Genomic DNA, 20,942 nt, shown 5'->3' with positions numbered 1-20,942 from the left:
CTGCAAGAATTGGGGGCGTGACAACTCCCCGGGACTCAGGCGCCGACTCCGGTCGGTGGTGGGACGAGGAGTCTCCGCTCATCGAACGGCATCCGGGATTCGACCGGTATCCGCCGGCGAACACCCCGTCGCCCAAGGGCCGGGGCAGGGAGCCGGAGGTACCGGAGTTCCTGGCCGGGCACCAGCCCGCGCATCCCGTGGACCCGCCGCACGCCGCGGAAGGGCAAGAGCCGAGCCGCACTTCGCGCTGGTCCCGGCGACGCCGCCCGGACGCTCCGCCCACCCGTCCGGTGTCCTCGGACCACCTCTCCGGGCCGCTGAGCGCGCCGACCACCGAGTTCCACGGCCCGCCCCCATCCGAAGCCGCCGGACCGCGCCCGGCCCCGCCGACCGCCCGGTACGACACACCCCCGCCCACGCCCGCGGACGCCCCGCAGCGAGCCCGCCACGGCACACCGCCGCCCGCACGTTCCGGCGCCCCGCGACCCGAGCTCTCCGATCCGCACGCGATCGCGCGGCCCGAGGCAGCGCCGCCCACTCCGTACGAGAAGTCCGCAGGGCATACCGGCAATCCGGAAACGACGCGCCCGCTGACACATTCGCATGATCCGGGTGCGGAGCACGATGGCGAATCGACTCCGGGCCTGCACAACCCACCGAAGAAGCTGACCGTCACCCGGGTGGCGGTGCGGCGCAGCCGGGAGCTCACCGAGCGCGGTTTCGCGACCTTCCAGCGCGCGGCCAAGGCCGACGGCGCGGAGGAATCCGGTCTGACCGCACTGGTTTACGCCACCATGGCCAATTTCGCGACGGATGCCGCGGTCGCGGTGGCGCTGGCGAACACGCTGTTCTTCGCCAGTGCCACCGCGGAATCCAAGACCAAGGTCGCGCTGTATCTGCTGATCACCATTGCCCCGTTCGCGGTGATCGCACCGCTGATCGGCCCGGCGCTGGATCGCTTGCAGCGGGGCCGCCGGCTCGCACTGGCCGGTTCATTCGCTGTGCGTGTGCTGGTGGCCATCCTGTTGATCTTCAACGTGAGCGGCTGGCCGCTCTATCCACTCGCGTTGTGCATGATGATTCTCAGTAAGTCGTTCTCGGTGCTGAAAAGTGCGGTGACGCCACGCGTACTGCCGCCGGGAATCGACCTGGTGCGCACCAACTCCCGGCTCACCGTCTTCGGCCTGGTCGGCGGCACCCTCGGGGCCGGCGCCATCGCGGGTCTCATCGCTTTCGTCGCGCATTCGGCGGGCGCGCTGGCCTTTGCCGCGGTGCTGGCCGGCGCGGGTTGCTATCTGAGCCTGAAGATTCCGTCGTGGGTGGAAGTCACCGAGGGCGAAGTTCCGGCAACTATCACCTATCACGGCGATGATTCGCACACCGAGGTCCTGGACGCCAAACATGCCGCAGAGGTACAGGCGAGCCGCCGCCGCCAGCCACTGGGCCGGGCCGTGGTCACGGGCCTGTGGGGCAATGGCACGGTCCGAGTACTGACCGGATTCCTTACCTTCTACGTGCCTTTCGTCGCCAAATCCACCGAGCACCGGCCGGCCCAACTGGGCGTCATGCTCGGCATCGTCGGCGCGAGTGCGGCCATCGGCAACTTCGCAGGCAATGCCACGGGCGCCCGCATGAAGCTGGGCCGCCCGACCCAGCTCGTCCTGGTCTGCACCCTCGCCTGCGTCGCGGCGGGTGCGATGGCGGCATTCCTGGACAGCCTGATGGGCGCGGCCATCGCGACCGTGGTGGCCTCGGGCGCAAGCGCATTGGCGAAGGTGTCACTGGACGCCTCCATCCAGGACGACCTCCCCGCCGAATCCATCGCCTCGGGCTTCGGCCGCTCCGAAACGGTCCTGCAGCTGTCCTGGGTGATCGGCGGTTCGATGGGCGTCCTGCTGCCGACCGACTGGTGGATCGGTTTCGCTGCGGTCACGGCGGTCATGGCGCTGGGGCTGGCCCAAACGGTGGTCAGCTACCGTGGTCATTCGCTGCTGCCCGGTTTGGGCGGCAACCGACCGCAGCACGCGCAGCAGGAGATTCCCGGTGCTCACGGCACCGCGGAGCCCACCCCGTGAGGACAGGAAACCAACGGTGAGCAAACCCAGCACCCGCACGATCGTCGCTCTGCTGGCAGCGACCCTGCTCGCGGTAGGGGTGGCCTATATCGCCGTCATCGTGGCGCTGGCGCGCAATACCGACAAGCCGCAGCCGCAGATCACCGCCTATGCGCACGGTAAGACGGTGAGCGTGACGCCGTACCTGTACTGCGACGTCCATATCGAGGACAACAAACTCGACCTGCGCAATTGCGATAACAGCCAGCACATCGCGGAACTGACTGTGCCGGCCGGTTATCCGCTGCAATTGTCGCTGCCCAAGGAGATCGCGGACGCGCCCTGGCAGATGGTGCTGGTGTACCAGTTGCCCGGCGGACAGGACGCCCAGCGCCTGGCCACGCATCGCGATTTCCCGCAGGACGCCCGCGCCATCACCGTGCCGACACCGACGGACCCGCGCTTGCAATTGACGGGTATCGAACTGCAGCTGCCCATTCCGGCCCGGGACGAGAACGGCCAGGAGGGCTACGTCACCTCCGCGCGCTGGGCGATCCACACCGCCGCCTGAAAACCGGTGCCGCCCACACACTTCTGAAATGCAGCGGGCCCCGATGAGCAGCAGCTCATCGGGGCCCGTCGGCTTTTCGGTCTTCGGCCTACCGGCGCTTCGGTCCTCGACCTAGTGGTCGAGCTCCCGCGCGACGCCGCGCACCACCTCGGCGATGCGCTGGGCGAGTTTGCGGTCGGGATACCGGCCGACCCGCAGATCGGGCTGCACCTTGGTGTCGAGGAGCGTGATCATGTCCTCGATGAGGCCGTGCAGCTCATCGGTGGTCTTGCGGTTGATCGGGGCCTCGCCGCCGCGCCCGCGACGTTCGCCGCGCTCACGCTCCGGCCCACGGACCGTGGGGGTTTCGAGCAGTTTGAGGCTCAGCGCCTGGGGACCGCGACGACCCGCCGCCATTCCGAATTCGACCCGCTGCCCGGGCTTGAGCGCGTCGACGCCCTCGGGCAACGCCGACGATCGAACATAGACGTCCTCACCCTCATCCTGGGAAAGGAAGCCGAAGCCCTTTTCGACGTCGTACCACTTCACCTTGCCGGTCGGCACTGCGCTCACCTGTTCGTCATTCGATGCCCGGGCACGCCGGGCACAGTCTTGATCAACGGACCGAATCGTCCGCAACCTGTCGGATCTGCGAAAAAACGCGCCCCACAGCTATGGCAGGACGCGATGCTCTATGAGTCTACCCCGGTGTGAATAGGCCGGGCACCTCAGTTTTACGGTCTTCACGTGTCCGACTCTTCCTCGAAGCAGGCTCCGCGCAGGTCCGGAAGCTGGCTGCTGTATTTCGCCATGGCTTTGTTCGCGGTGGGATTGCTGGCAATTGTGGCAATCTTCGGCGTCGGCCTGCTGTCCGATTCCAAGCCGGGGCTGTGGCTGTATCTGCTCGCCATGGCGGCGCCCCTCGGTTTCCTGCTGGCGATCGTGTTCGCCCTGTGGTCGGGCCGCCGCGCGCGCTGACCGCGCTGCCGCGCGTACTGACGCACGGGTGCGCGACACGGGTGCGCGACACGGGTGCCGCGACACGACCGATTGCCCCGTTCGTTACCCAACTATGCGTGTGATCCTGGTCACATAACGGAACGGTCACAGACGTGCAACGGACCGCTACAAAGTGAGACTCACCGCGATCACCTGCGCAGACGATATGCGGAACCCCTTGCGCCGGATAGTGACCCGGACAGACACGGCGGTTACCAAATGGAGACTTTTCACGGCGATCGTCGTAGTGTTCCCTTCCAGTCGGGTCAGCCCGGCGCCACCGGCCCGCCGCACAAAACCTCACCCCGCGGGCACGGACCCCCAACTGGAATCAGGGGTGAGGGCGAGGACAGCGCGCACTAGCGCGCCGGAACGGACGACCTCTCAGTTCGTCGCCGGTAGTCGGTCCCGCAAGTGCGTACGAGAGGAAAACCCGAACATGAGTGGACGCCATCGCAAGCCGAGTAACACCGGTCGCACGGTCGCCAAGGTCGCCCTGACGGGCATCGCCCTCGGTGGAGCCGGTGTGGCCCTGGCCGGTAACGCCAGCGCGGCACCCGACTCCGACTGGGACAAGCTCGCTCAGTGCGAAGCTGGCGGTAACTGGGGCATCAACACCGGCAACGGTTTCCAGGGCGGACTGCAGTTCTCGCCGAGCACCTGGACCGCGCACGGCGGTGGCGAATACGCCCCCAGCGCCAACCAGGCCACCCGCGAGCAGCAGATCACCGTCGCCGAGAAGGTGCTCGCCACGCAGGGCTGGGGCGCATGGCCCTCCTGCTCCTCGAGCCTCGGCCTCCACAGCCAGGCCAGCGACCGTCCCGCCGTCGCCTCGCAGGACGCGCCGCGCTGGAATCCGGGCCAGGCGCCCGCACAGCAGGCCGCAGACGGCAGCCAGCAGGTCTACCAGGCTGTCGATCGCGCCGTGCAGGTTGTCGAGCAGCAGGGCATCCAGGTCCCGCAGCCGGTGCTCGACTTCCTGAATGTGAGCAAGGCCAACAACACTCAGCTCGATCCGTCCATCGTGAACTTCTTCCAGGCGAACAAGGGTCTGCTCCCCAACTGAGCCACTCCCCCGTTCGCGCACATACGCCCCGCATCAGTGTCGATGCGGGGCGTTTGTCGTTGTTGCTGCCGCGGCGCTGTGATTCGAGCAAACATCCGGGTGCCGGACGGGGCGTGCTGCGGGGGCTCATGCCAGAATGGGCGCGTGGTGAACAAATCGAAGAAGCCCTACGTCGACAATGGCTGGCCGGAGACGGCCAATGGCGATCACGCGGTCACCGAACTCTCTTCGACTCGCTCTGGCGGCCTTTCGCCGTACGGCGACGAGACCGAGTTCCCGCTTCCCGCCGATCAGCTGCCCTACGTGCACCCGCACACGGTCATCAACCGCTGATCCGCCTCCCAACCGATAACCATGCGGTGAACGGCGCGGCTCGCTTTCCGGCGGCCGCCGCGCATGCGACTCCGGTCGCGGCGGCGGCTGCTGCACCGCGCCTCACACCGCCCTCTCGCCGTGCTCGCGGCCTTTCCCGCCGCGCACGCGCCGCCGTCGTCCGCCTGGATCGGGTGAAGTGACCGATACCGCCAATCCCGCCGAGAACGGCGCTGCCGCAAAGGCGTCCGAGACCGCGCCCGACGATGCCGCGGCGAAGCTGCGCACCGACACCGCTGCGAAGCCGCCCACCGACTCCGCAGCAAAGCCGCGCACCAGCACCACGGCGAAGCCTCGCAAGAGCCGGGCCGTGAAGGCCGCTCCCCCGGCGACGCTCGCCGAATGGCTGGCCGCCCACACCGACGCCGAACTCGTGGCGCTGCTGCAGCTGCGGCCGGATCTGGCTGTGCCGCTGCCCGCTTCGATGGCCGTGCTGGCCGCCCGCACCGAACAGCGCGCCTCGGTGCTGCGCGCCACCGACGAGTTGGACACGCTCGATTTCGCGGTCATCGAAACTCTGGTACTGCAGGGCGCCGCCGATCAGCGCAGCCCGAATCCACTGCCGCGCGCGAAACTCCGCACCCTGCTCGGCGATCGGGTGCCCGCCGCCGCCCTCGACGCGTCGGTGGCCCGACTACTCGGCCGCGCCCTCGTCTGGGGTTCCGACGCGGGCCTGCATCTGACGCCCTCCGCCCAGGAGGCGCTGCCGTGGCCGCTGGGCAGCGCCACGGAGCTGCCGGACGCGCTCACCGAACCCGAGATCACCGCCGCCCTCATCGGACTCTCGCCGCAGGAGCGGGGCCTGCTGGACAAGCTGGCCGCCACCGGCCCGCGCGGCCGCACCCGCGATGCGGCGCCCGGCACGCCGGAGGATCGTCCGGTGCAGCGGCTGCTGGCGCTGCGCCTGCTGAACTGGATCGACGAGGAGACGGTGGATCTGCCGATCTCCGTCGGCCAGCTGCTGCGCGATGAGCCGGTCACCGATCCGCATGTGCTGACCGCCCCGCAGCCGGCGCTGCGCAAGCAGGGCACCACCGATGTGAATGCCGCGGCGGCGGGTGAGGTCGGAGAACTGCTGCGGCACAGCGCTTCCGTGCTCGATGTCCTCGGCCAGGCGCCCGCACCCGCCTTGCGCTCGGGCGGGCTGGGTGTGCGGGAGATCCGCCGGATCGTCAAGCAGACCGGTATCGACGAGGCCCGGATCGGCCTGATCGCGGAGGTGCTCGCGGCGGCCCGGCTGCTGGACAAGGGTTCCCCCGAACCGCTCGCCGATGACGGCACCGAGGATTTCTGGGCGCCCACCACCACCGCCGACGCCTGGCTGGCCGTGGTCCCGTCGCGCCGCTGGGTGGTGCTGGCACAGGCCTGGCTGGATCTGGACCGCTTCCCGTGGATGATCGGGCTGCGCGACGCCAATGACAAACCGCTGGCGGCACTTTCGGCGGAGCTGCGCAATGTGCACGCCATTCGCGACCGCCGCGCCATCCTGGGCCTGCTGGCCGAGTATCCGGCCGGCAATGCGGTGACGGCCCCGGATCTGGGCCGCGCCCTGGCCTGGCGGCAGCCGCGCTGGCGGCGGCACTACCGGCTGGAATCGGTGGAACGCACGCTCGCCGAGGCGGAGACGCTGGGTCTGGTGGCGCGCGGTGCGGTGACGTCCGCGGGCCGGGCGCTGCTGCACGGCCGCCCGGAGGACGCCGAATCGGAGATGGCGGCGGCCCTGCCGGAACCGGTGGATCACGTACTGGTGCAGGCGGATCTGACGATCATCGCGCCCGGACCGCTGACACCCGAACTGCAGGATCGGGTATCGCTGGTCGCCGATGTCGAATCGGCCGGCGCCGCAACGGTGTACCGCCTCAGCGATACCTCGGTGCGCCGCGCCCTGGACGCGGGTGCGACGGCCGCGGAACTGCACAATCTGTTCACCGCGCACTCCCGCACGCCGGTGCCGCAGTCGCTGACCTATCTCATCGACGATGTGGCCCGCCGCCACGGCCGTTTGCGGGCGGGCATGGCGCAATCGTTTGTGCGCAGCGAGGATCCGGCCCTGCTGGCGGAGGTGCTGGCCGCACCGGTCTCGGGTCTGCTGGCGCTGCGGGCGGTGGCGCCGACGGTCGCGATCTCCCAGGCCCCGCTCGGCGAGGTACTGGAGAAGCTGCGGGCCGCGGGTTTCAGTCCGGCGGGCGAGGATTCGTCGGGTGCGATCGTGGATCTGCGGCCGCGCGGCGCCCGCATCGCGTCCCGCAATAATCACAAACCCGGTTGGCGGCCGAATCCGCCCAGCCCGGAACAACTTCAGGCTTTGGTCTCGGAACTACGCGCGGGCGAGCGTGCCGCGCATACCCGCTCCAGTCAGACGGTTCGCTCCGACGGCAGCCGGACCACCACCACCGCCACCATCAATCTGCTCCAATTGGCCGCGCGTACAAGGCGTTCGGTACACATCGGCTATGTGGACGCCTCCGGGGTGGCCTCACAGCGGGTGATCGAACCCCTGAAGGTGGGCGGCGGTCAGCTGGACGCGCTGGATCCGGTCACCGGCGCGATCCGGCACTTCACACTGCACCGGATCGCGTCGGTCGCACTGGTCGACTAGCGAACTGCCGGGATTCGAGAGTTGTTTTAACCCTTGGGATTTCCCAGGCAGAACGTGGTCTTCGGATCCGAAACGGTCCGGAATCCGATCGAGGTGCTCGCATCGCACTGGAATTCATCGGCCTGACCGTCGATGCGCTTGGTCACCTTGAAAGAGGCTTCGGGCGCGGTGCAATCCACGGCTTTGTATCCGGTGGTGGAACTTTCGTTGTAGCAGGCGCCCTCTTTGAAGTTGGGCGTCAGGCACAGGAAGGCGGTGGTGCCGCCGTTCTGGGTCTCCTCATAGGAGGTCTGCTCGTCTTTGCAGTCGGTCTTCTTGTCGTAGACCTGTGCGACCTTGTAGACGGCTTTATCGGAGGAGCAGTCGACCGGCTCGGTCTTGGAGTCCACCATCGACCCCGAGATCACGTTGATACAGTCGCCGACCTTGGATTTGGCGGTATCGGACTTGCTGGCGTCCTTGATCATCGAACACCCGGTCACGGCCAGTGCGGCCACGGCCAGGGCCATGAGAGCCAGTACGAGGCGCAGCAGCGGTCTCGTCCCTGTGAACTTCACCTGTGAAAACCTTTCTCACCGAACAGTTCACGGCTGCCGTGAACGCGGTGAGGATACCTTTGGGCCCGCGGCGGCCGCATCAGCGCAGCGGGCTTTCAAGAGGTAAGCGGGTATCAGTACATATGCAGGCCGCGCATGGCCAGCAGCGAGTAGTTGAGAATGCTGGGGAGGAGGCTGGTGAACAGCCCGATTCCGTAAAACGCCATGATTCCCTCTCGATTTGGGCGCATGTCCAGGTGCTCGCGCCTCGTCATGTGTCGTGAGACACCCATGGATCGTTACACACTCCGGTGGATAAATCGCGGCGTCATCCCACTGATCCTGATCCGCCGGACCCCGTCCCCGATCCGGAACCCGACGAGCCCGATCCCGAACCCGAATCCGACGACAGCCCCGAGGAACCCGAACCGGCGGAACCGGTGCTGATCGGACCGGTGGGCACGGTGGCGCCCTTCGAACCGGGCCGATTGATATAGACGGTGACCGGCAATGACGAATTCGCCTCCACGGTCACCACGCGCGCACCCGGCGGTGACGTAATGGTGCCACCGTCCACCCGGGCCTGATATCCGCCCGGGTAATGCACATCGGAGACATAGATCTCGGTCGGCTTCGGCCCGGGGCGCGGGGTGTACCGGTAGGCGAAATCACCGGTGGCCGGATCGAAGATCATCCGCCCGGGCGTGCCCGCGGTGGCCTGCGGATAGGTGCGGACCAATTGCTGCCCGATCGGGCCGAGGAAGGGATCCGGTCGCGGACCGCCCGCGCCGAAACTGGAGGAGTAGTGCCAGTACTGCCAGCTGATGAACCGGTCATCGGCCCGCGACACGGTATTGCTCAGCACCGTCGGGTCGCCGTCGCCGAATTCGGTGACCAGGGTGGGCATATGCGTACGCGCGGTGAAGGAGTCGATATTGCCCCAGGTCTTGTCCTGCTGCGGCGGGCACAGACCCTTCAGGAAGGCCGGCAGATTCAGATAGATGGCGAGCTGACTGGGAATGCAGTAATCGTGCGGCGCGAAGGCGATATCGGGCGCGGTGATCGGCGGATTCTTGCCGAGATTGGTCGGCATGGTCTCGTTCCAGGTCACATTGGGCTCCCAGAACACCATGGTCCCGGTATTGCGCGCCCGCACCGCATCGGTCAGCTTCTGCATGGCCGCTTGGTATTTCACGTCGAAGCCCGGGCAGCCGTTGGGATAGCAGGACAGGAAAGCCGAACCGGGCCACGGTTCGTTCAGCAGCTCGAAGCCGAGCACGCCGGCATGGCCGTCCACCCGGGCGGCCAGTGCGCCGAGCGCCTGGCCCAGATAGTCGAGAACGCCATTGCTGTTGTTCCACACCTCATCCCAGCCCTTGTTCATGCTGGGTTCGAGGTAGTAGAGCGGGAAGCCGAGGTTCGGTTCCAGCGGTCCGGGCCGCGATTGCAGCGCCCATTCGGGAAAACCGTTGCCGCCCCAGATCTTCGAGAGGCCGTCCTGATGGTTGTCGAGCAGCGTGTGAATCCCGTACTGCGCCAACGTATCCACCACACCGGCGACACGGTCCAGATACGCGGTGTCGACGACGCCCCTGGTGGGCATGAGCCCATCGAAGGAGACGCCGAGCCGAACGGTATCGAAGCCGTGCCCCGCCAGCAGCGCCGCATCGTCGGCGGTGAGGGTGAACCCGTCCCCCGGCTCGATATAGGGCGGCTCCTTGTCCACATTGTTCACGCCGTGCAGCACCACGACGCGCCCGGAATCATCGACGAACGCGGTGCCGTCGGTGTGTATCGAATCGATCGGCGCGGCCTGCGCGCTCGGCGTCGTGACCAGCAGCGCGCCCCCCAACACCACCGCCACCAGGCTCGCCGTCCATCGTCTGCCCCGTACTCCCCTGCGCATCGGCACCTCTGATTCAGCTTTCGGAATAACAAGAAATAGTTGGACAGTCGCCCAAGTTCGAGTGATCGTAGCCACCGGAACTCGGGGCTTGACCGTTTTCACGGAATTGGCGGCCGCAGCGCTGTCGGTGCCATCAGGGACAATGGACAACGGCCCGATCGGGCCCGACAAGCCAGGAGGTGCCGTGACCGACGGACCGCTCATCGTTCAAAGCGACAAGACACTGCTGCTCGAGGTCGATCACGAGGCCGCGAACGCGGCCCGGCAGTCCATCGCGCCGTTCGCGGAGCTGGAGCGCGCACCGGAGCATGTGCACACCTACCGCATCACTCCGCTGGCACTGTGGAACGCCCGCGCGGCCGGTCATGACGCCGAGCAGGTGGTCGACGCCCTGGTCAAGTACTCCAGGTACGCCGTGCCGCAGCCGCTGCTGGTGGACATTGTCGACACCATGGGCCGCTACGGGCGGCTGCAGCTGGTGAAGAGCCCGGTGCACGGCCTGACCCTGGTGAGCCTGGATCGCGCGGTGCTCGAGGAGGTGCTCCGGCACAAGAAGATCGCTCCCATGCTGGGCGCGCGCGTCGATGACGACACCGTGGTGGTGCATCCGTCCGAGCGCGGCCGGATCAAGCAGATGCTGCTGAAGATCGGCTGGCCCGCCGAGGACCTGGCCGGTTATGTGGACGGCGAGGCGCACGCCATCGACCTGGATTACGAGGGCGGGCACTGGCATTTGCGCGACTACCAGGAGATGGCCGTCGACTCGTTCTGGGCGGGCGGCTCCGGCGTGGTCGTGCTGCCGTGTGGCGCGGGCAAGACCATGGTCGGCGCGGCCGCCATGGCGAAAGCCAAGGCCACCACCCTGATTCTGGTCACCAATACCGTCGCCGGGCGGCAGTGGCGGCGCGAGCTGCTGGCCCGCACCTCGCTCACCGAGGACGAGATCGGCGAGTACTCGGGCGAGCGCAAGGAGATCCGGCCGGTCACCATTGCCACGTATCAGGTGGTCACCCGCAAGACGAAGGGTGAATACCGGCATCTGGAGCTGTTCGACAGCCGCGACTGGGGTCTGGTCATCTACGACGAGGTGCATCTGCTGCCCGCGCCGGTCTTCCGCATGACGGCGGATCTGCAATCGCGTCGCCGGCTCGGCCTCACGGCCACCCTGGTGCGCGAGGACGGGCGCGAGGGAGATGTGTTCTCGCTCATAGGTCCCAAGCGCTACGACGCCCCGTGGAAGGACATCGAGGCGCAGGGCTGGATCGCTCCGGCCGACTGTGTCGAGGTGCGGGTGACGCTCACCGATGCCGAGCGGATGGCGTACGCCACCGCCGAACCGGAGGAGCGCTACAAGCTGTGCTCCACCGCGCGCACCAAGATTCCGGTGGTGGAATCGATTCTGGCTCAGCACCGGGGGTCCCCGACGCTGGTCATCGGCGCGTACCTGGATCAGCTGGACGAGCTGGGCGAACACCTGAACGCACCGATCATCCAGGGCTCCACCCGGACCAAGGAGCGCGAGGCGCTGTTCGAGGCCTTCCGGCAGGGGGAGATTCCGGTGCTGGTGGTCAGCAAGGTGGCCAACTTCTCCATCGACCTGCCGGAAGCGTCTGTGGCCGTCCAGGTTTCGGGCACCTTCGGTTCCCGGCAGGAGGAGGCCCAGCGGCTCGGGCGCCTGCTGCGGCCGAAACACGATGGCGGCCAGGCTCACTTCTATTCCGTGGTCGCGCGTGACACGCTGGACGCCGAATACGCCGCGCACCGGCAGCGTTTCCTGGCGGAGCAGGGGTATGCCTATCGCATCACCGATGCAGACGACCTGCTGGGGCCGACGTTAGGATAACTGGAGGAATAACCTCCGGTAGGTGGGAGAGAACGCACGTGCGACGCTTCGAATTCGCGGTGGACCGTGAGCATGCCCGGGCGGTCAACGAAGTCGTCGCCCAGTTGCGACGGTTGCGCGTGCTCGGGATCGGCGCGGCCATCGTGCTGGGCCTGGGCACCGCCTTCCTGGTCTGGGTGAACCATCCGTGGTCGTATCTGCTGGCGGTGGCCTTTGTCCTCGGGGCGGCCACCTCGCTGTTCATCGGCCTGTGGACACCGCATCGCGCCCGCGTCGACAAGCTTTACGCGGCAGGCGAACTCGTGCCCGCGGTGGTGTCCGAGACCGATGGTCCGGGCGCCACCCTGCTGGCGCTGGTGGATCTGGCCAAGCCGAATGCCGACGGACCGCGCTACGCCCTGGTCACCCGCACCGTGCGCGCGCTGCCCGGGCATCGCATTCGCGTGGGTGAGCGTGTCCCCGCGGTGACCGTGCGCATCGATCGCGCGCCGGGATCGGTCGGTGATCTGTGGCAGTCGGTGAGCGCCATGCCGATTGCCTGGGGAACACGCGATCTCAATGTCATCGAGCGGGCTCGCGGCGAGATTCGCGAGGTCGAGTGGGAATTGCTCACCGACAATCTGGATCTGGCGGACAAGGTGCGGGATGTGGACGCCAAACGGCTGCTGCTGGATCCGCAACAGCTTCCGGACGAGCTACGCGGTTAGCCGACGGTCTGCTCGATCCGATTTCCGCCGAAATCCCTTGCGGCGCTGCGTAGACTGAGTCGATGATCCCCGGCGCTAATCTGCTGGCGTTTTTGGTCGCCGGCACCATTCTGATCGTAATCCCCGGGCCCGGTGTGCTTTTCGTCATCGGGCGCGCACTCAGTTCGGGGCGGCGAGCGGCACTGCTCTCGGTGCTGGGGCATTCCCTGGGTGTGCTGGCGATGCTGGTGCTGGTGGCGGCCGGACTCGGGGCGGTGGTGGCGGCCTCGGCCATCGCACTCACCGTGGTGAAGCTGGCGGGTGCGGTCTACCTGATCTACCTGGGGGTACAGGCGATTCGGGAGCGGCGGTCGCTGCGCGAGGCCTGGGAGTCGCGGGCCGAACCGGCGCAGGGCGTGCGGCTGCTGCGCCAGGCCTTCCTGGTGGGCGTCAGCAATCCGAAGGCCATCATCTTCTTCTCCGCGGTGCTGCCGCAGTTCGTGTCCCCGGCCGCCGGCCGGGTGCCGTTGCAGATTCTGATTCTGGGCCTCATCTTCGTGGCCATCGCGCTGGTCTCCGACGGCACCTGGGCGCTCGCCGCCGGGTTGGCGCGGGACTGGTTCGGCCGCTCCCCCAAGCGGCTGGAGAATCTCGGCGCGGCGGGCGGGGTGATGATCATCGGGCTGGGCGCCACCGTTGCCGTGTCGGGCACCAGTAGCTGACCACGGCGGCGACTAGCATCTCTGCTGGTCGGGGGTAGATGTCGAAAAAAGGGGTCGCGCAGCGCATGAGGCTCAGGTGGGTGCGGTACACGGTGCTGGGTGCGGCGCTGGTGACGGTGACGAATACGGCTCCGGTGCAGGCGGATACCGGCGATCCGTTCGCGGGGGCGGCCGGGGCCGGTGATCCCTACTATCCGCTGGACGGCAATGGCGGATACCGCGCCGAGCACTACGACGTCACCGTCGGGTACGACCCGGCCGGGCATCAGCTGACAGGCTCGACCCGGGTGGATGCGGTGGCCACCCAGGCCATGCACACGTTCGACCTCGACTACAGCGGGCCGCAGGTGTCGAAGGTGACGGTCAACGGCCTGCCCGCCGGGTTCGATCGCACCGACGAGCACGAACTCGTGGTGACGCCCATGCTGCCGCTGCTGCCCGGGCTGCCCTTCGCGGTCCAGGTGGAGTACGCGGGCGCGGTCATCGGAACCGATGGCGCGGGCTGGGTGTTCTCCCCCAGCGGCGGGGCTTTTGTTGCGGGCGAACCACATTCGGCGAGCAGCTGGTATCCGCTCAACGACACGCCTTCGAACAAGGCGACTTTCGCGCTGCACGCGACGGTGCCCGCGGAGTGGGAGGTCATGTCGAACGGGGTGAAGACCCACGATGTGGTGCAGGGCGGGAATCGGACCGTGGATTGGGAGATGCGGCAGCCGGTCGCGGGCTATCTGACCACCATCGCCATCGACCGGTTCGAATTCCTGGAACAGCGCAGCGCCGGCGGCACTCCGCTGCTGAGCGCCTTCGCACCCGATGCGCTGCAGGCCAAGGGAATCGAGCAGCGGCTGCCGGAGATTCTGGATTTCGAGGAGCAGCTGTACGGGCCGTACCCGTTCGATACCGCGGGCGGCATCTATGTGGATACCGATTTGCAGTTCTCGCTGGAGACGCAATCGCGGCCCATCTACGCGCCCTGGACCGATCTGGGGACCGTGGTGCACGAGATCGCCCATCAGTGGTGGGGTGACTCCATGTCGGTGCAGCACTGGTCCGATGTCTGCCTGAACGAATGCTTCGCCAGCTACACCGCCGACTATCTCTGGCCGGAGCGCAAGGACGGCAAGGATGTCGACGCGCAGTACCGCGAGACCGTCACCAAATACCGGGACAAGCCCAAGTTCTGGGAGATCGCGCTGCAAAACCCCGGCGCCGGAAACGAATTCACCTCGGTCTACTACCGCGGGCCGCTGTTCCTGCACGCACTGCGCCGCATCATGGGCGATGCGGCGTTCTTCCCAGCCGTCCACGATTTTGTCGGATCACATCGGTACGGCAATGCCTCCATGCCGGAGTTCCGGCAGTTCGTACAGTCCCGCACGCCGGTGAACCTGGACGGATTCTTCGGCGCCTGGCTCGATCGCACCGATCGCCCGGCCGACGAATTCCTCTACCCCGGCTCATTGCGGTCCTGACTTCCGCGCCCGAGCGCCGACGCCACTCGGACAGGCGCGGCCCGCACGCAGGCAGCGGGGCGTTCAAACAAAGTGACGAGCGCTCGAACAGGATGGCGGGGCGCTCAAGCAGGTAGCGGCCGGGCGCGGTCGGTGGCGACCAGGGCCGCCATCGCGCCCAGCACCGTCCCGGTGACGAGCCGTTGCGCACGCAGCCAGAGTGGCCGTCCCGCAAGGAAACCGGCCACCGCGCCCGCACTCACCACAATGAGCGAGTTCACGGTCAGCGCCACGGCGATCTGCACCGCCCCCAGGCCGAGGCTCTGCAGCCACACCCGGCCGTGTTCCGGCACAACGAACTGCGGAATGAGCGCCATGTACATGATGGCGATCTTGGGATTGAGCAGATTGGTCACGAACCCCATGGCGAACAGCCGCCCCGCCGGATCGATCGGCAGCGCCTCGGGCGCGAACGCCGACACCCCGCCCGGCCGCACCGTCTTCCATGCCAGCCAGCCCAGATACCCCGCACCCGCCAGCTTCAACGCCAGATACAGCGCAGGCACCATCCCGAACACGGCCGTAATCCCCGCCGTGGCCGCCGCCAAATACACCGCGAACCCAGCCGCCACTCCGGTCAACGACACAAACCCGGCCCGCCGCCCCTGCGAAACGGTGCGCGACAGCAGGTACATCATGTTCGGCCCGGGCGTCAGCACCATCCCCAACGCCGCCGCCGCAACCCCCAGCACCGCCGCCATCCCGATCATCCCCCGATCCTCTGCGACCCGGCCCGCCCTGTCGCGGTCCACCGGCCACCCACTGGCCTGCTACCAAAGGCTCACCCCGTTCGACACACCCGCCCGGCCATCCCCGGCACACCCGCCCGGCCATCCCCGACACACCCGCCCGGTCACCCCGTTCGACACACCCGCCCGGTCATACCCGGCACATCCACCCGGTCATACCCGGCACATCCACCCGGTCACCCCCGGCACATCCACCCGGTCACCCCCGACACATCCACCCGGTCACCCCGTTCGACACACCCGCCCGGTCACCCCCGACACATCCACCCCGTCATCCCCGGCACACCCACCCCGTCATCCCGGCATGCTTTTGGCCGGGATCCACCCATCGACGTAGATCCCGGCCAAAAGCGCACCGGGATGACGGGGTTACTCGCGACAGATGACGATCGGTACCTCTGCCGACTCTTCTAGCGCGAGGCGGCGGTCTTCCCCGCGCGGAGGCGGCGGATGCCTTCGGCGATGGTTTCTTCTTTTTTGCAGAAGGTGAAGCGCACCAGGCGGTTCCAGGAGGGCTTGTCGTCGGCGAAGACGCTGACGGGGACTGCGGCTACGCCGAGGCGTTCGGGGAGTTCGCGGCAGAAGTCGTAGGCGTCGGTCGCGCCGAGCGGGGTGATGTCGGCGCAGACGAAATAGGTGCCGTCACTGCGCTTCACGCCGAATCCGGCTTCGGCGAGCGCCGCGGAGAGGCGCAGTCGCTTCTCCGAGAGGGTGTCGCGCAAGGCCGAGATCCACTGCTGCTCATTGTTCAGGGCGTAGGCGATGGCGGGCTGGAAGGGGCCGCCGCCCACGAAGGTGAGGAACTGCTTCGCGGCGAGCACGGCGTCCAGTAGCGGCGCGGGCGCGCAGGCCCAGCCGATCTTCCAGCCGGTGACGCTGAAAGTCTTTGCGGCGCTGGAGATCACAATGGTGCGCTCGAACATGCCGGGCAGTGTGGAGATGCTGATGTGCTCGTGGCCGTCGAAGGTGAGGTGCTCGTACGCCTCGTCGGACATGACCAGCAGATCGTGTTCGATGGCGATCTCGGCGATGGCGGCCAGATCGGCGCGCGACAGCACGGTGCCGGTCGGATTGTGCGGTGAATTCACCAGCAGCAGACGGGTTCTGGGGGTGATGGCCGCGCGCAGACTGTCCAGGTCGAGGGCGAAACCGTCGCCGTCGGGGACTAGGCGGGCAGTGCGCCGCTGGGCCCCGGCCAGCGCGACGGCCGCCGCATAGGAGTCGTAGTACGGCTCGATGAGCACCACTTCGTCACCCGGTTCGACGAGGCCCAGGACGGTGGCGGCAATGGCCTCGGTGGCGCCGACCGTGACGAGCACCTGGGTATCGGGGTCGTACTCGGTGCCGTAGCGGCGAGCGCGGTCGGCGGCGATGGCCTGCCGCAGCGCGGGAACGCCACGCCCGGGCGGGTATTGGTTGAAGCCGTCGGCAATCGCCTGCTGTGCGACCTGCAGCATCCCGGCCGGCCCGTCGGTGTCCGGGAAGCCCTGCCCGAGATTGACGGCGCCGTGACGGACGGCGAGTTCGGTCATCTCGGCGAAGATCGTCGATGCGTAGGGGCGCAGCCGAGCGACAGTCGGAATGTGGGGCATGTTCGGAGGATAGTCCACCTGCGGAAAGGGTTGCGATTCAATAGCGAACGCCTATGTTTCACTTTCAATTCGAAGCTTCTACCTGGCCCGTTGTGCATTGTCCCAAAGGCGGCTACGGTGCCCGTGTTTTATCTCACACTGCCGATAAGCAGCTTCTCGAAAAGGGCGAAACATGGCCTCGTACATAGATCTTCTGCTCCACCCGGTGACCACCGTCAACCTCTTCCACCACGCCTCGATTCAGCTGATCGACACCATTACCGGTGGTTCGTCCACCCCCAACCTGGATCTCGGCTCCAGCCTGCCGGGCTCGGGTTCGGGCACCGGCTCCGGCACCGGATCCGGTATCGGCAATTGCATGGGCTCCGGATCGGCGGCGAGCCTGTCCGGCGGCGTCTCCTGCGGCGGCGCGTCCGGCTCCGGCATCGTGCCGCCCAACAACTAGCGACTTCCGGTGCGCGGCAGGCCAGTCGGGGGTATGCCGCCCAACCGCCGGAGGTGATCGTCGGCGCGGTCGCGAACCTTCGTGGCCGCGCCGTCGCCGCGCTCGGGACGTCTCCGTGCGCGCGCTCGGGACGTCTCGGTGCGCGCGCTCGGGACGTCTCAGTGCGGCAGCCGGATGCCCTTCAGCTTGGCCGGATTGACGAGATCGTAAATGCCCCAGACCTTTCCGCCGGTCACGGTGAACCCGTACACCCGCTGCGGCGTGCCCGGGTGGCCGTTCCATGAGGCGCGTTCGTGCACCAGCAGGCCCAGCTGACCGTTGACGAGCACCGGTTCCAGCGCACCCGCCTCCGGCTGCACCGGTTCGTCGAAGCCGTACCTGCTGCGCAGTCCCAGCCACAACCGGGCGTTCTTCTCCACTCCCGCAACCACATTCATCGCGGTGGCGGTGGTGCCGCCGGCATCGCCGATGGTGCGCACGTCCGGATGCAGCGCGGCGACCACACCGTCCACATCACCGCGGGCCAGCGCCTCCATCAGCTGCTGCACGGCCGCGTTGTGCTCGGTGTCGGTGACCGGTTCCGGCAGGTGCGCCAAGGCTTTCCGAGCGCGCGTCGCCAGGGCCCGGGCGGCCTCGGTGGAGACGCCGAGCAGCTCGGCGATCTCGTCGAAGGGCACCGCGAAACCATCGTGCAGCACGAAGGCCACCCGCTGCGGCGGGGTGAGCACATCCATCACGACCAGGGCGGCGAAGCGCGCATCCTGTTTGCGGACCACCGCGGCCAGCGGATCGGGCATGCTCGAGGGCAGCGGGCTGGTGACGATGGGCTCCGGAAGCCATTGCCCCACATACTGCTCGCGCCGCGCGGTGGCGCTGCGCAGGCGGTCCAGGCAGATGCGGGAGACGACGGTGGTGAGCCAGGCGCGCAGGTCCTCGATCTCGTACTGGCGGGCGACCGCGAGCCGTAACCAGCTCTCCTGCACCGCATCCTCGGCATCGGCGACACTGCCCGTCAACCGGTAGGCCACCGAGAGCAGGTGCGCCCGATGGGTTTCGAACAAGTCGGCGAGAAGAGCGGCAACCATTGAGCCGATCCTACGGTCGTATGCCGACAAGCCGGGCACCGGTCCCGGAAAGTCGACGCGGCAATCGACTGTGTGCAGGTCGCCCGAAACAACCAGCCGTGTCCGGTTCCGTGACAGCATGACTCGATGGATGCGCGGACGCTCTCGAACGGAACCCTCTGGCTGTCGCCGCCCACGGTGCGGGATATCGACGACATCACCGCCTGCTGCCAGGAACCTTCGGTCGGACAGTGGACCACCATGCCGGTGCCCTATATCCGGGCCGATGCCGAGAAATTCGTCTACGACATGGTCACTCCCGGCTGGGCCGCACGCAGCCCCACCTGGGCCGTGCGCCTGGCCGCGGACGCGCCGGTGATCGGCATGATCGGCCTGGGCCCCATCGATTCCCGCCGCGAGGACGCCGCCGCCGAGATCGGCTTCTGGCTCTCGCGCGCCGTACGCGGCCGCGGCCTGATGACCCAGGCCGTGCACCTGGCCTGCGCGGCCGGCTTCCACCGCGACTTCCTCGCCCTGGCCCGCATCGAATGGCGCGCCATCGTCGGCAACCACCCCTCCGCCGCCGTGGCCCGCCGCGCCGGCTTCCACTACGAGGGCCTGCTCCGCGGCGGCTGCCTGCAACGCGGCGCCCGCCGCGACAGCTGGATAGCCTCCCGCCTGCACACCGACCCCGCCGCACCGGCCACCGACTGGCCCGCCAACGTCTGACGCGACGCCCCGGACGCCACCGTCCCGTCGCGCACGATCACCTCGCACACCCCGCACACCCCCGTCATCCCCGCACACCCCGCACACCCCCGTCATCCCCGCACACCCCGTCATCCCGGCACACCCACGTCATCCCGGCATGCTTTTGGCCGGGATCCACACCCGCAGCAGTCCAACGGGTTTCAGTGGATCCCGGCCAAGAACGCGCCGGGATGACGGGTCGGCTACCCGCTACGCGCGGCGGGCGGTGACGGCGTCGGCGAGGCGGTCGAGCTGGGTTGCGGTGACGTCCCAGTCGAGGCAGGCGTCGGTGATGGACTGGCCGTAGGTGAGGTCTTCGGGGTGGCCGAGGGTGAGGTCCTGGCGGCCGGCGACGAGGAAGCTCTCCAGCATGACGCCGACTACGCCCCGTTCGCCGGCGGCAATGCGCTCGGCGATATCGGTGACGACGTCGACCTGCCTGTTGTGGTCCTTATTGCTGTTGCCGTGCGAGGCATCCACGACGAGGCGCTGCGGCAGCGACGACTTCTCCAGGCGGATAAGGGCTTCCGCGCAGGAGGCGGCATCGTAATTGGTGCCGTTGCTGCCACCGCGCAGGATGACGTGGCAGTCCGGGTTGCCCGCGGTGCGAATGAGCGCCGAACGCCCGTCCAGGTCGGTGCCGGGGAAGACGTGGCTGGCCGCCGCGGCGCGCACGCCGTCGACCGCGACCTGTACATCACCGTCGGTGCCGTTCTTGATGCCGACCGGCATGGACAGCGCGCTGGAGAGCTGCCGGTGCACCTGGCTGGCGGCGGTCCGCGCGCCGATCGCACCGTAGGACACCAGGTCCGCGATGTACTGCGGGGTGATGGGGTCGAGGAATTCACACGCCACCGGCAGGCCGAGCGCGGTGATGTCCACCAGCAGCTCACGGCCGACATTCAGCCCGGTATTGATATCGAAGCTGCCGTCCAGGTGCGGATCGTTGATCAGGCCCTTCCACCCGAGCGTGGTGCGCGGCTTCTCGAAGTAGACGCGCATGACCACGTGCAGCCGGTCCCCGAGCTCCGCGGATTTGGCGGCCAGCTTGTGCGCGTACTCCATGGCGGCGGCGGTGTCGTGCACCGAGCACGGCCCGACGATCACCATCAGGCGGTCGTCCGCACCGGTGAGCACCTCGACGGTGGCCTTGCGCCCGGCGCGCACGGTATCGGCGAGCACATCGCCGATCGGGTGCGCGGTACGGACCTCACGCGGTGAGTTGAGCGGGCTCACGCTGAGGGTGCGCTGGTCATCAAGATCGGCATGCCGATCGATATCGGCTGCGAGAGTCATGATCGTGGGTTCCTTGTCTCAGGCCGACCCACGGAGAGTTACTGCGAAACCCCTTGGCGCCGGTCTGTGTTCGTCCGGCTCGGGGTGGAAGAGGTCAGCGCAGGTTCACGCCGCGCGACCCACCCGGGGCCGGCTGGCTAAACCAGAAATACGTGCGCTGCATGCCAGGCAGAGTATCAGAAATCGCCGAGGGTGCCTGTGG

At 67.8% G+C, this 20,942-nt stretch carries 19 protein-coding genes; 12 read left to right on the top strand and 7 right to left on the bottom strand.

Features of this window, described 5'->3' with window-relative positions:
• Positions 1-17: 17 nt before the first annotated feature.
• Together ABZX86_RS16200 and ABZX86_RS16195 are read left to right on the top strand one after the other, a co-directional pair.
• Positions 18-2,075, top strand: coding sequence for an MFS transporter (locus tag ABZX86_RS16200; RefSeq protein ID WP_355124155.1), 2,058 nt, complete (start codon positions 18-20; stop codon positions 2,073-2,075).
• Between the two features lie 16 nt (positions 2,076-2,091).
• Positions 2,092-2,625 (top strand): DUF2771 domain-containing protein, encoded by a 534-nt coding sequence (locus ABZX86_RS16195; RefSeq protein WP_355124153.1) that lies wholly within the window; start codon positions 2,092-2,094, stop codon positions 2,623-2,625.
• 111 nt (positions 2,626-2,736) lie between these two features.
• Here the strand turns inward: ABZX86_RS16195 and ABZX86_RS16190 are convergent, their stop codons facing one another.
• The gene (locus ABZX86_RS16190; protein ID WP_355124854.1) at positions 2,737-3,168 is read right to left on the bottom strand and encodes a cold-shock protein; all 432 of its coding nucleotides are present in this window, start codon (positions 3,166-3,168) and stop codon (positions 2,737-2,739) included.
• A 183-nt stretch (positions 3,169-3,351) separates the two neighbouring features.
• Here ABZX86_RS16190 and ABZX86_RS16185 point away from each other — a divergent pair, with 183 nt between their 5' ends.
• The 4 genes from ABZX86_RS16185 (at position 3,352) to ABZX86_RS16170 (ending at position 7,640) form a co-directional block, all read left to right on the top strand.
• On the top strand, positions 3,352-3,582 hold the full coding sequence (locus ABZX86_RS16185; RefSeq protein WP_355124885.1) for a hypothetical protein: 231 nt from the start codon (positions 3,352-3,354) through the stop codon (positions 3,580-3,582).
• Between the two features lie 460 nt (positions 3,583-4,042).
• Complete coding sequence (locus tag ABZX86_RS16180) at positions 4,043-4,669, top strand: resuscitation-promoting factor Rpf1 domain-containing protein (RefSeq protein ID WP_327143540.1); 627 nt, start codon at positions 4,043-4,045, stop codon at positions 4,667-4,669.
• 144 nt (positions 4,670-4,813) lie between these two features.
• Positions 4,814-5,002 carry a hypothetical protein gene (locus tag ABZX86_RS16175; RefSeq protein WP_327143539.1) on the top strand — a complete coding sequence of 63 codons (189 nt, stop codon included), beginning with the start codon at positions 4,814-4,816 and terminating at the stop codon, positions 5,000-5,002.
• A 349-nt stretch (positions 5,003-5,351) separates the two neighbouring features.
• Positions 5,352-7,640, top strand: coding sequence for a helicase-associated domain-containing protein (locus tag ABZX86_RS16170; RefSeq protein WP_355124852.1), 2,289 nt, complete (start codon positions 5,352-5,354; stop codon positions 7,638-7,640).
• A gap of 26 nt (positions 7,641-7,666) precedes the next feature.
• On the opposite strand, the gene ABZX86_RS16165 is transcribed toward ABZX86_RS16170, so the two are convergent.
• Both ABZX86_RS16165 and ABZX86_RS16160 read right to left on the bottom strand, forming a co-directional pair.
• Positions 7,667-8,197, bottom strand: a complete 531-nt coding sequence (locus ABZX86_RS16165; protein ID WP_355124151.1) for a hypothetical protein — start codon at positions 8,195-8,197, stop codon at positions 7,667-7,669.
• A 307-nt stretch (positions 8,198-8,504) separates the two neighbouring features.
• Entirely contained in the window at positions 8,505-10,082 is a 1,578-nt protein-coding gene (locus tag ABZX86_RS16160) for a cellulase family glycosylhydrolase (protein ID WP_355124149.1), read from the bottom strand.
• A gap of 184 nt (positions 10,083-10,266) precedes the next feature.
• Between ABZX86_RS16160 and ABZX86_RS16155 the strand changes: the two genes are divergently transcribed.
• The 4 genes from ABZX86_RS16155 (at position 10,267) to ABZX86_RS16140 (ending at position 14,805) form a co-directional block, all read left to right on the top strand.
• A complete protein-coding gene (locus ABZX86_RS16155) occupies positions 10,267-11,925 on the top strand; it encodes a DNA repair helicase XPB (RefSeq protein ID WP_327143536.1) in 1,659 nt (552 codons plus the stop codon).
• 38 nt (positions 11,926-11,963) lie between these two features.
• A complete protein-coding gene (locus tag ABZX86_RS16150; protein ID WP_355124146.1) occupies positions 11,964-12,632 on the top strand; it encodes a DUF3239 domain-containing protein in 669 nt (222 codons plus the stop codon).
• A 62-nt stretch (positions 12,633-12,694) separates the two neighbouring features.
• Positions 12,695-13,333 carry a LysE family translocator gene (locus ABZX86_RS16145; protein ID WP_355124144.1) on the top strand — a complete coding sequence of 213 codons (639 nt, stop codon included), beginning with the start codon at positions 12,695-12,697 and terminating at the stop codon, positions 13,331-13,333.
• Between the two features lie 65 nt (positions 13,334-13,398).
• Positions 13,399-14,805 (top strand): M1 family metallopeptidase, encoded by a 1,407-nt coding sequence (locus tag ABZX86_RS16140; protein WP_355124142.1) that lies wholly within the window; start codon positions 13,399-13,401, stop codon positions 14,803-14,805.
• A 104-nt stretch (positions 14,806-14,909) separates the two neighbouring features.
• Here ABZX86_RS16140 and ABZX86_RS16135 read toward each other — a convergent pair whose 3' ends face one another.
• Together ABZX86_RS16135 and ABZX86_RS16130 are read right to left on the bottom strand one after the other, a co-directional pair.
• Positions 14,910-15,554, bottom strand: a complete 645-nt coding sequence (locus ABZX86_RS16135; protein ID WP_355124140.1) for a LysE family translocator — start codon at positions 15,552-15,554, stop codon at positions 14,910-14,912.
• 449 nt (positions 15,555-16,003) lie between these two features.
• Positions 16,004-17,185 carry a pyridoxal phosphate-dependent aminotransferase gene (locus tag ABZX86_RS16130; protein WP_355124138.1) on the bottom strand — a complete coding sequence of 394 codons (1,182 nt, stop codon included), beginning with the start codon at positions 17,183-17,185 and terminating at the stop codon, positions 16,004-16,006.
• 205 nt (positions 17,186-17,390) lie between these two features.
• Between ABZX86_RS16130 and ABZX86_RS16125 the strand changes: the two genes are divergently transcribed.
• Positions 17,391-17,630: a hypothetical protein gene (locus tag ABZX86_RS16125; protein ID WP_355124136.1), complete on the top strand. Its 240-nt coding sequence runs from the start codon at positions 17,391-17,393 to the stop codon at positions 17,628-17,630.
• Between the two features lie 158 nt (positions 17,631-17,788).
• Here ABZX86_RS16125 and sigJ read toward each other — a convergent pair whose 3' ends face one another.
• Positions 17,789-18,715, bottom strand: coding sequence for an RNA polymerase sigma factor SigJ (gene sigJ, locus ABZX86_RS16120; RefSeq protein ID WP_355124134.1), 927 nt, complete (start codon positions 18,713-18,715; stop codon positions 17,789-17,791).
• Between the two features lie 126 nt (positions 18,716-18,841).
• On the opposite strand from sigJ, the gene ABZX86_RS16115 reads away from it, so the two are divergent.
• Positions 18,842-19,423, top strand: coding sequence for a GNAT family N-acetyltransferase (locus tag ABZX86_RS16115; protein ID WP_355124132.1), 582 nt, complete (start codon positions 18,842-18,844; stop codon positions 19,421-19,423).
• A 231-nt stretch (positions 19,424-19,654) separates the two neighbouring features.
• On the opposite strand, the gene ABZX86_RS16110 is transcribed toward ABZX86_RS16115, so the two are convergent.
• Positions 19,655-20,740, bottom strand: coding sequence for a 3-deoxy-7-phosphoheptulonate synthase (locus tag ABZX86_RS16110; protein WP_355124130.1), 1,086 nt, complete (start codon positions 20,738-20,740; stop codon positions 19,655-19,657).
• Between the last annotated feature and the right edge of the window lie 202 nt (positions 20,741-20,942).

Origin of the sequence: Nocardia sp. NPDC006630 (assembly GCF_040611495.1) — a bacterium.
In the GTDB taxonomy this organism is placed as follows: Bacteria; Actinomycetota; Actinomycetes; order Mycobacteriales; family Mycobacteriaceae; genus Nocardia.
This window is presented reverse-complemented; position numbering and strand designations above follow the sequence as displayed.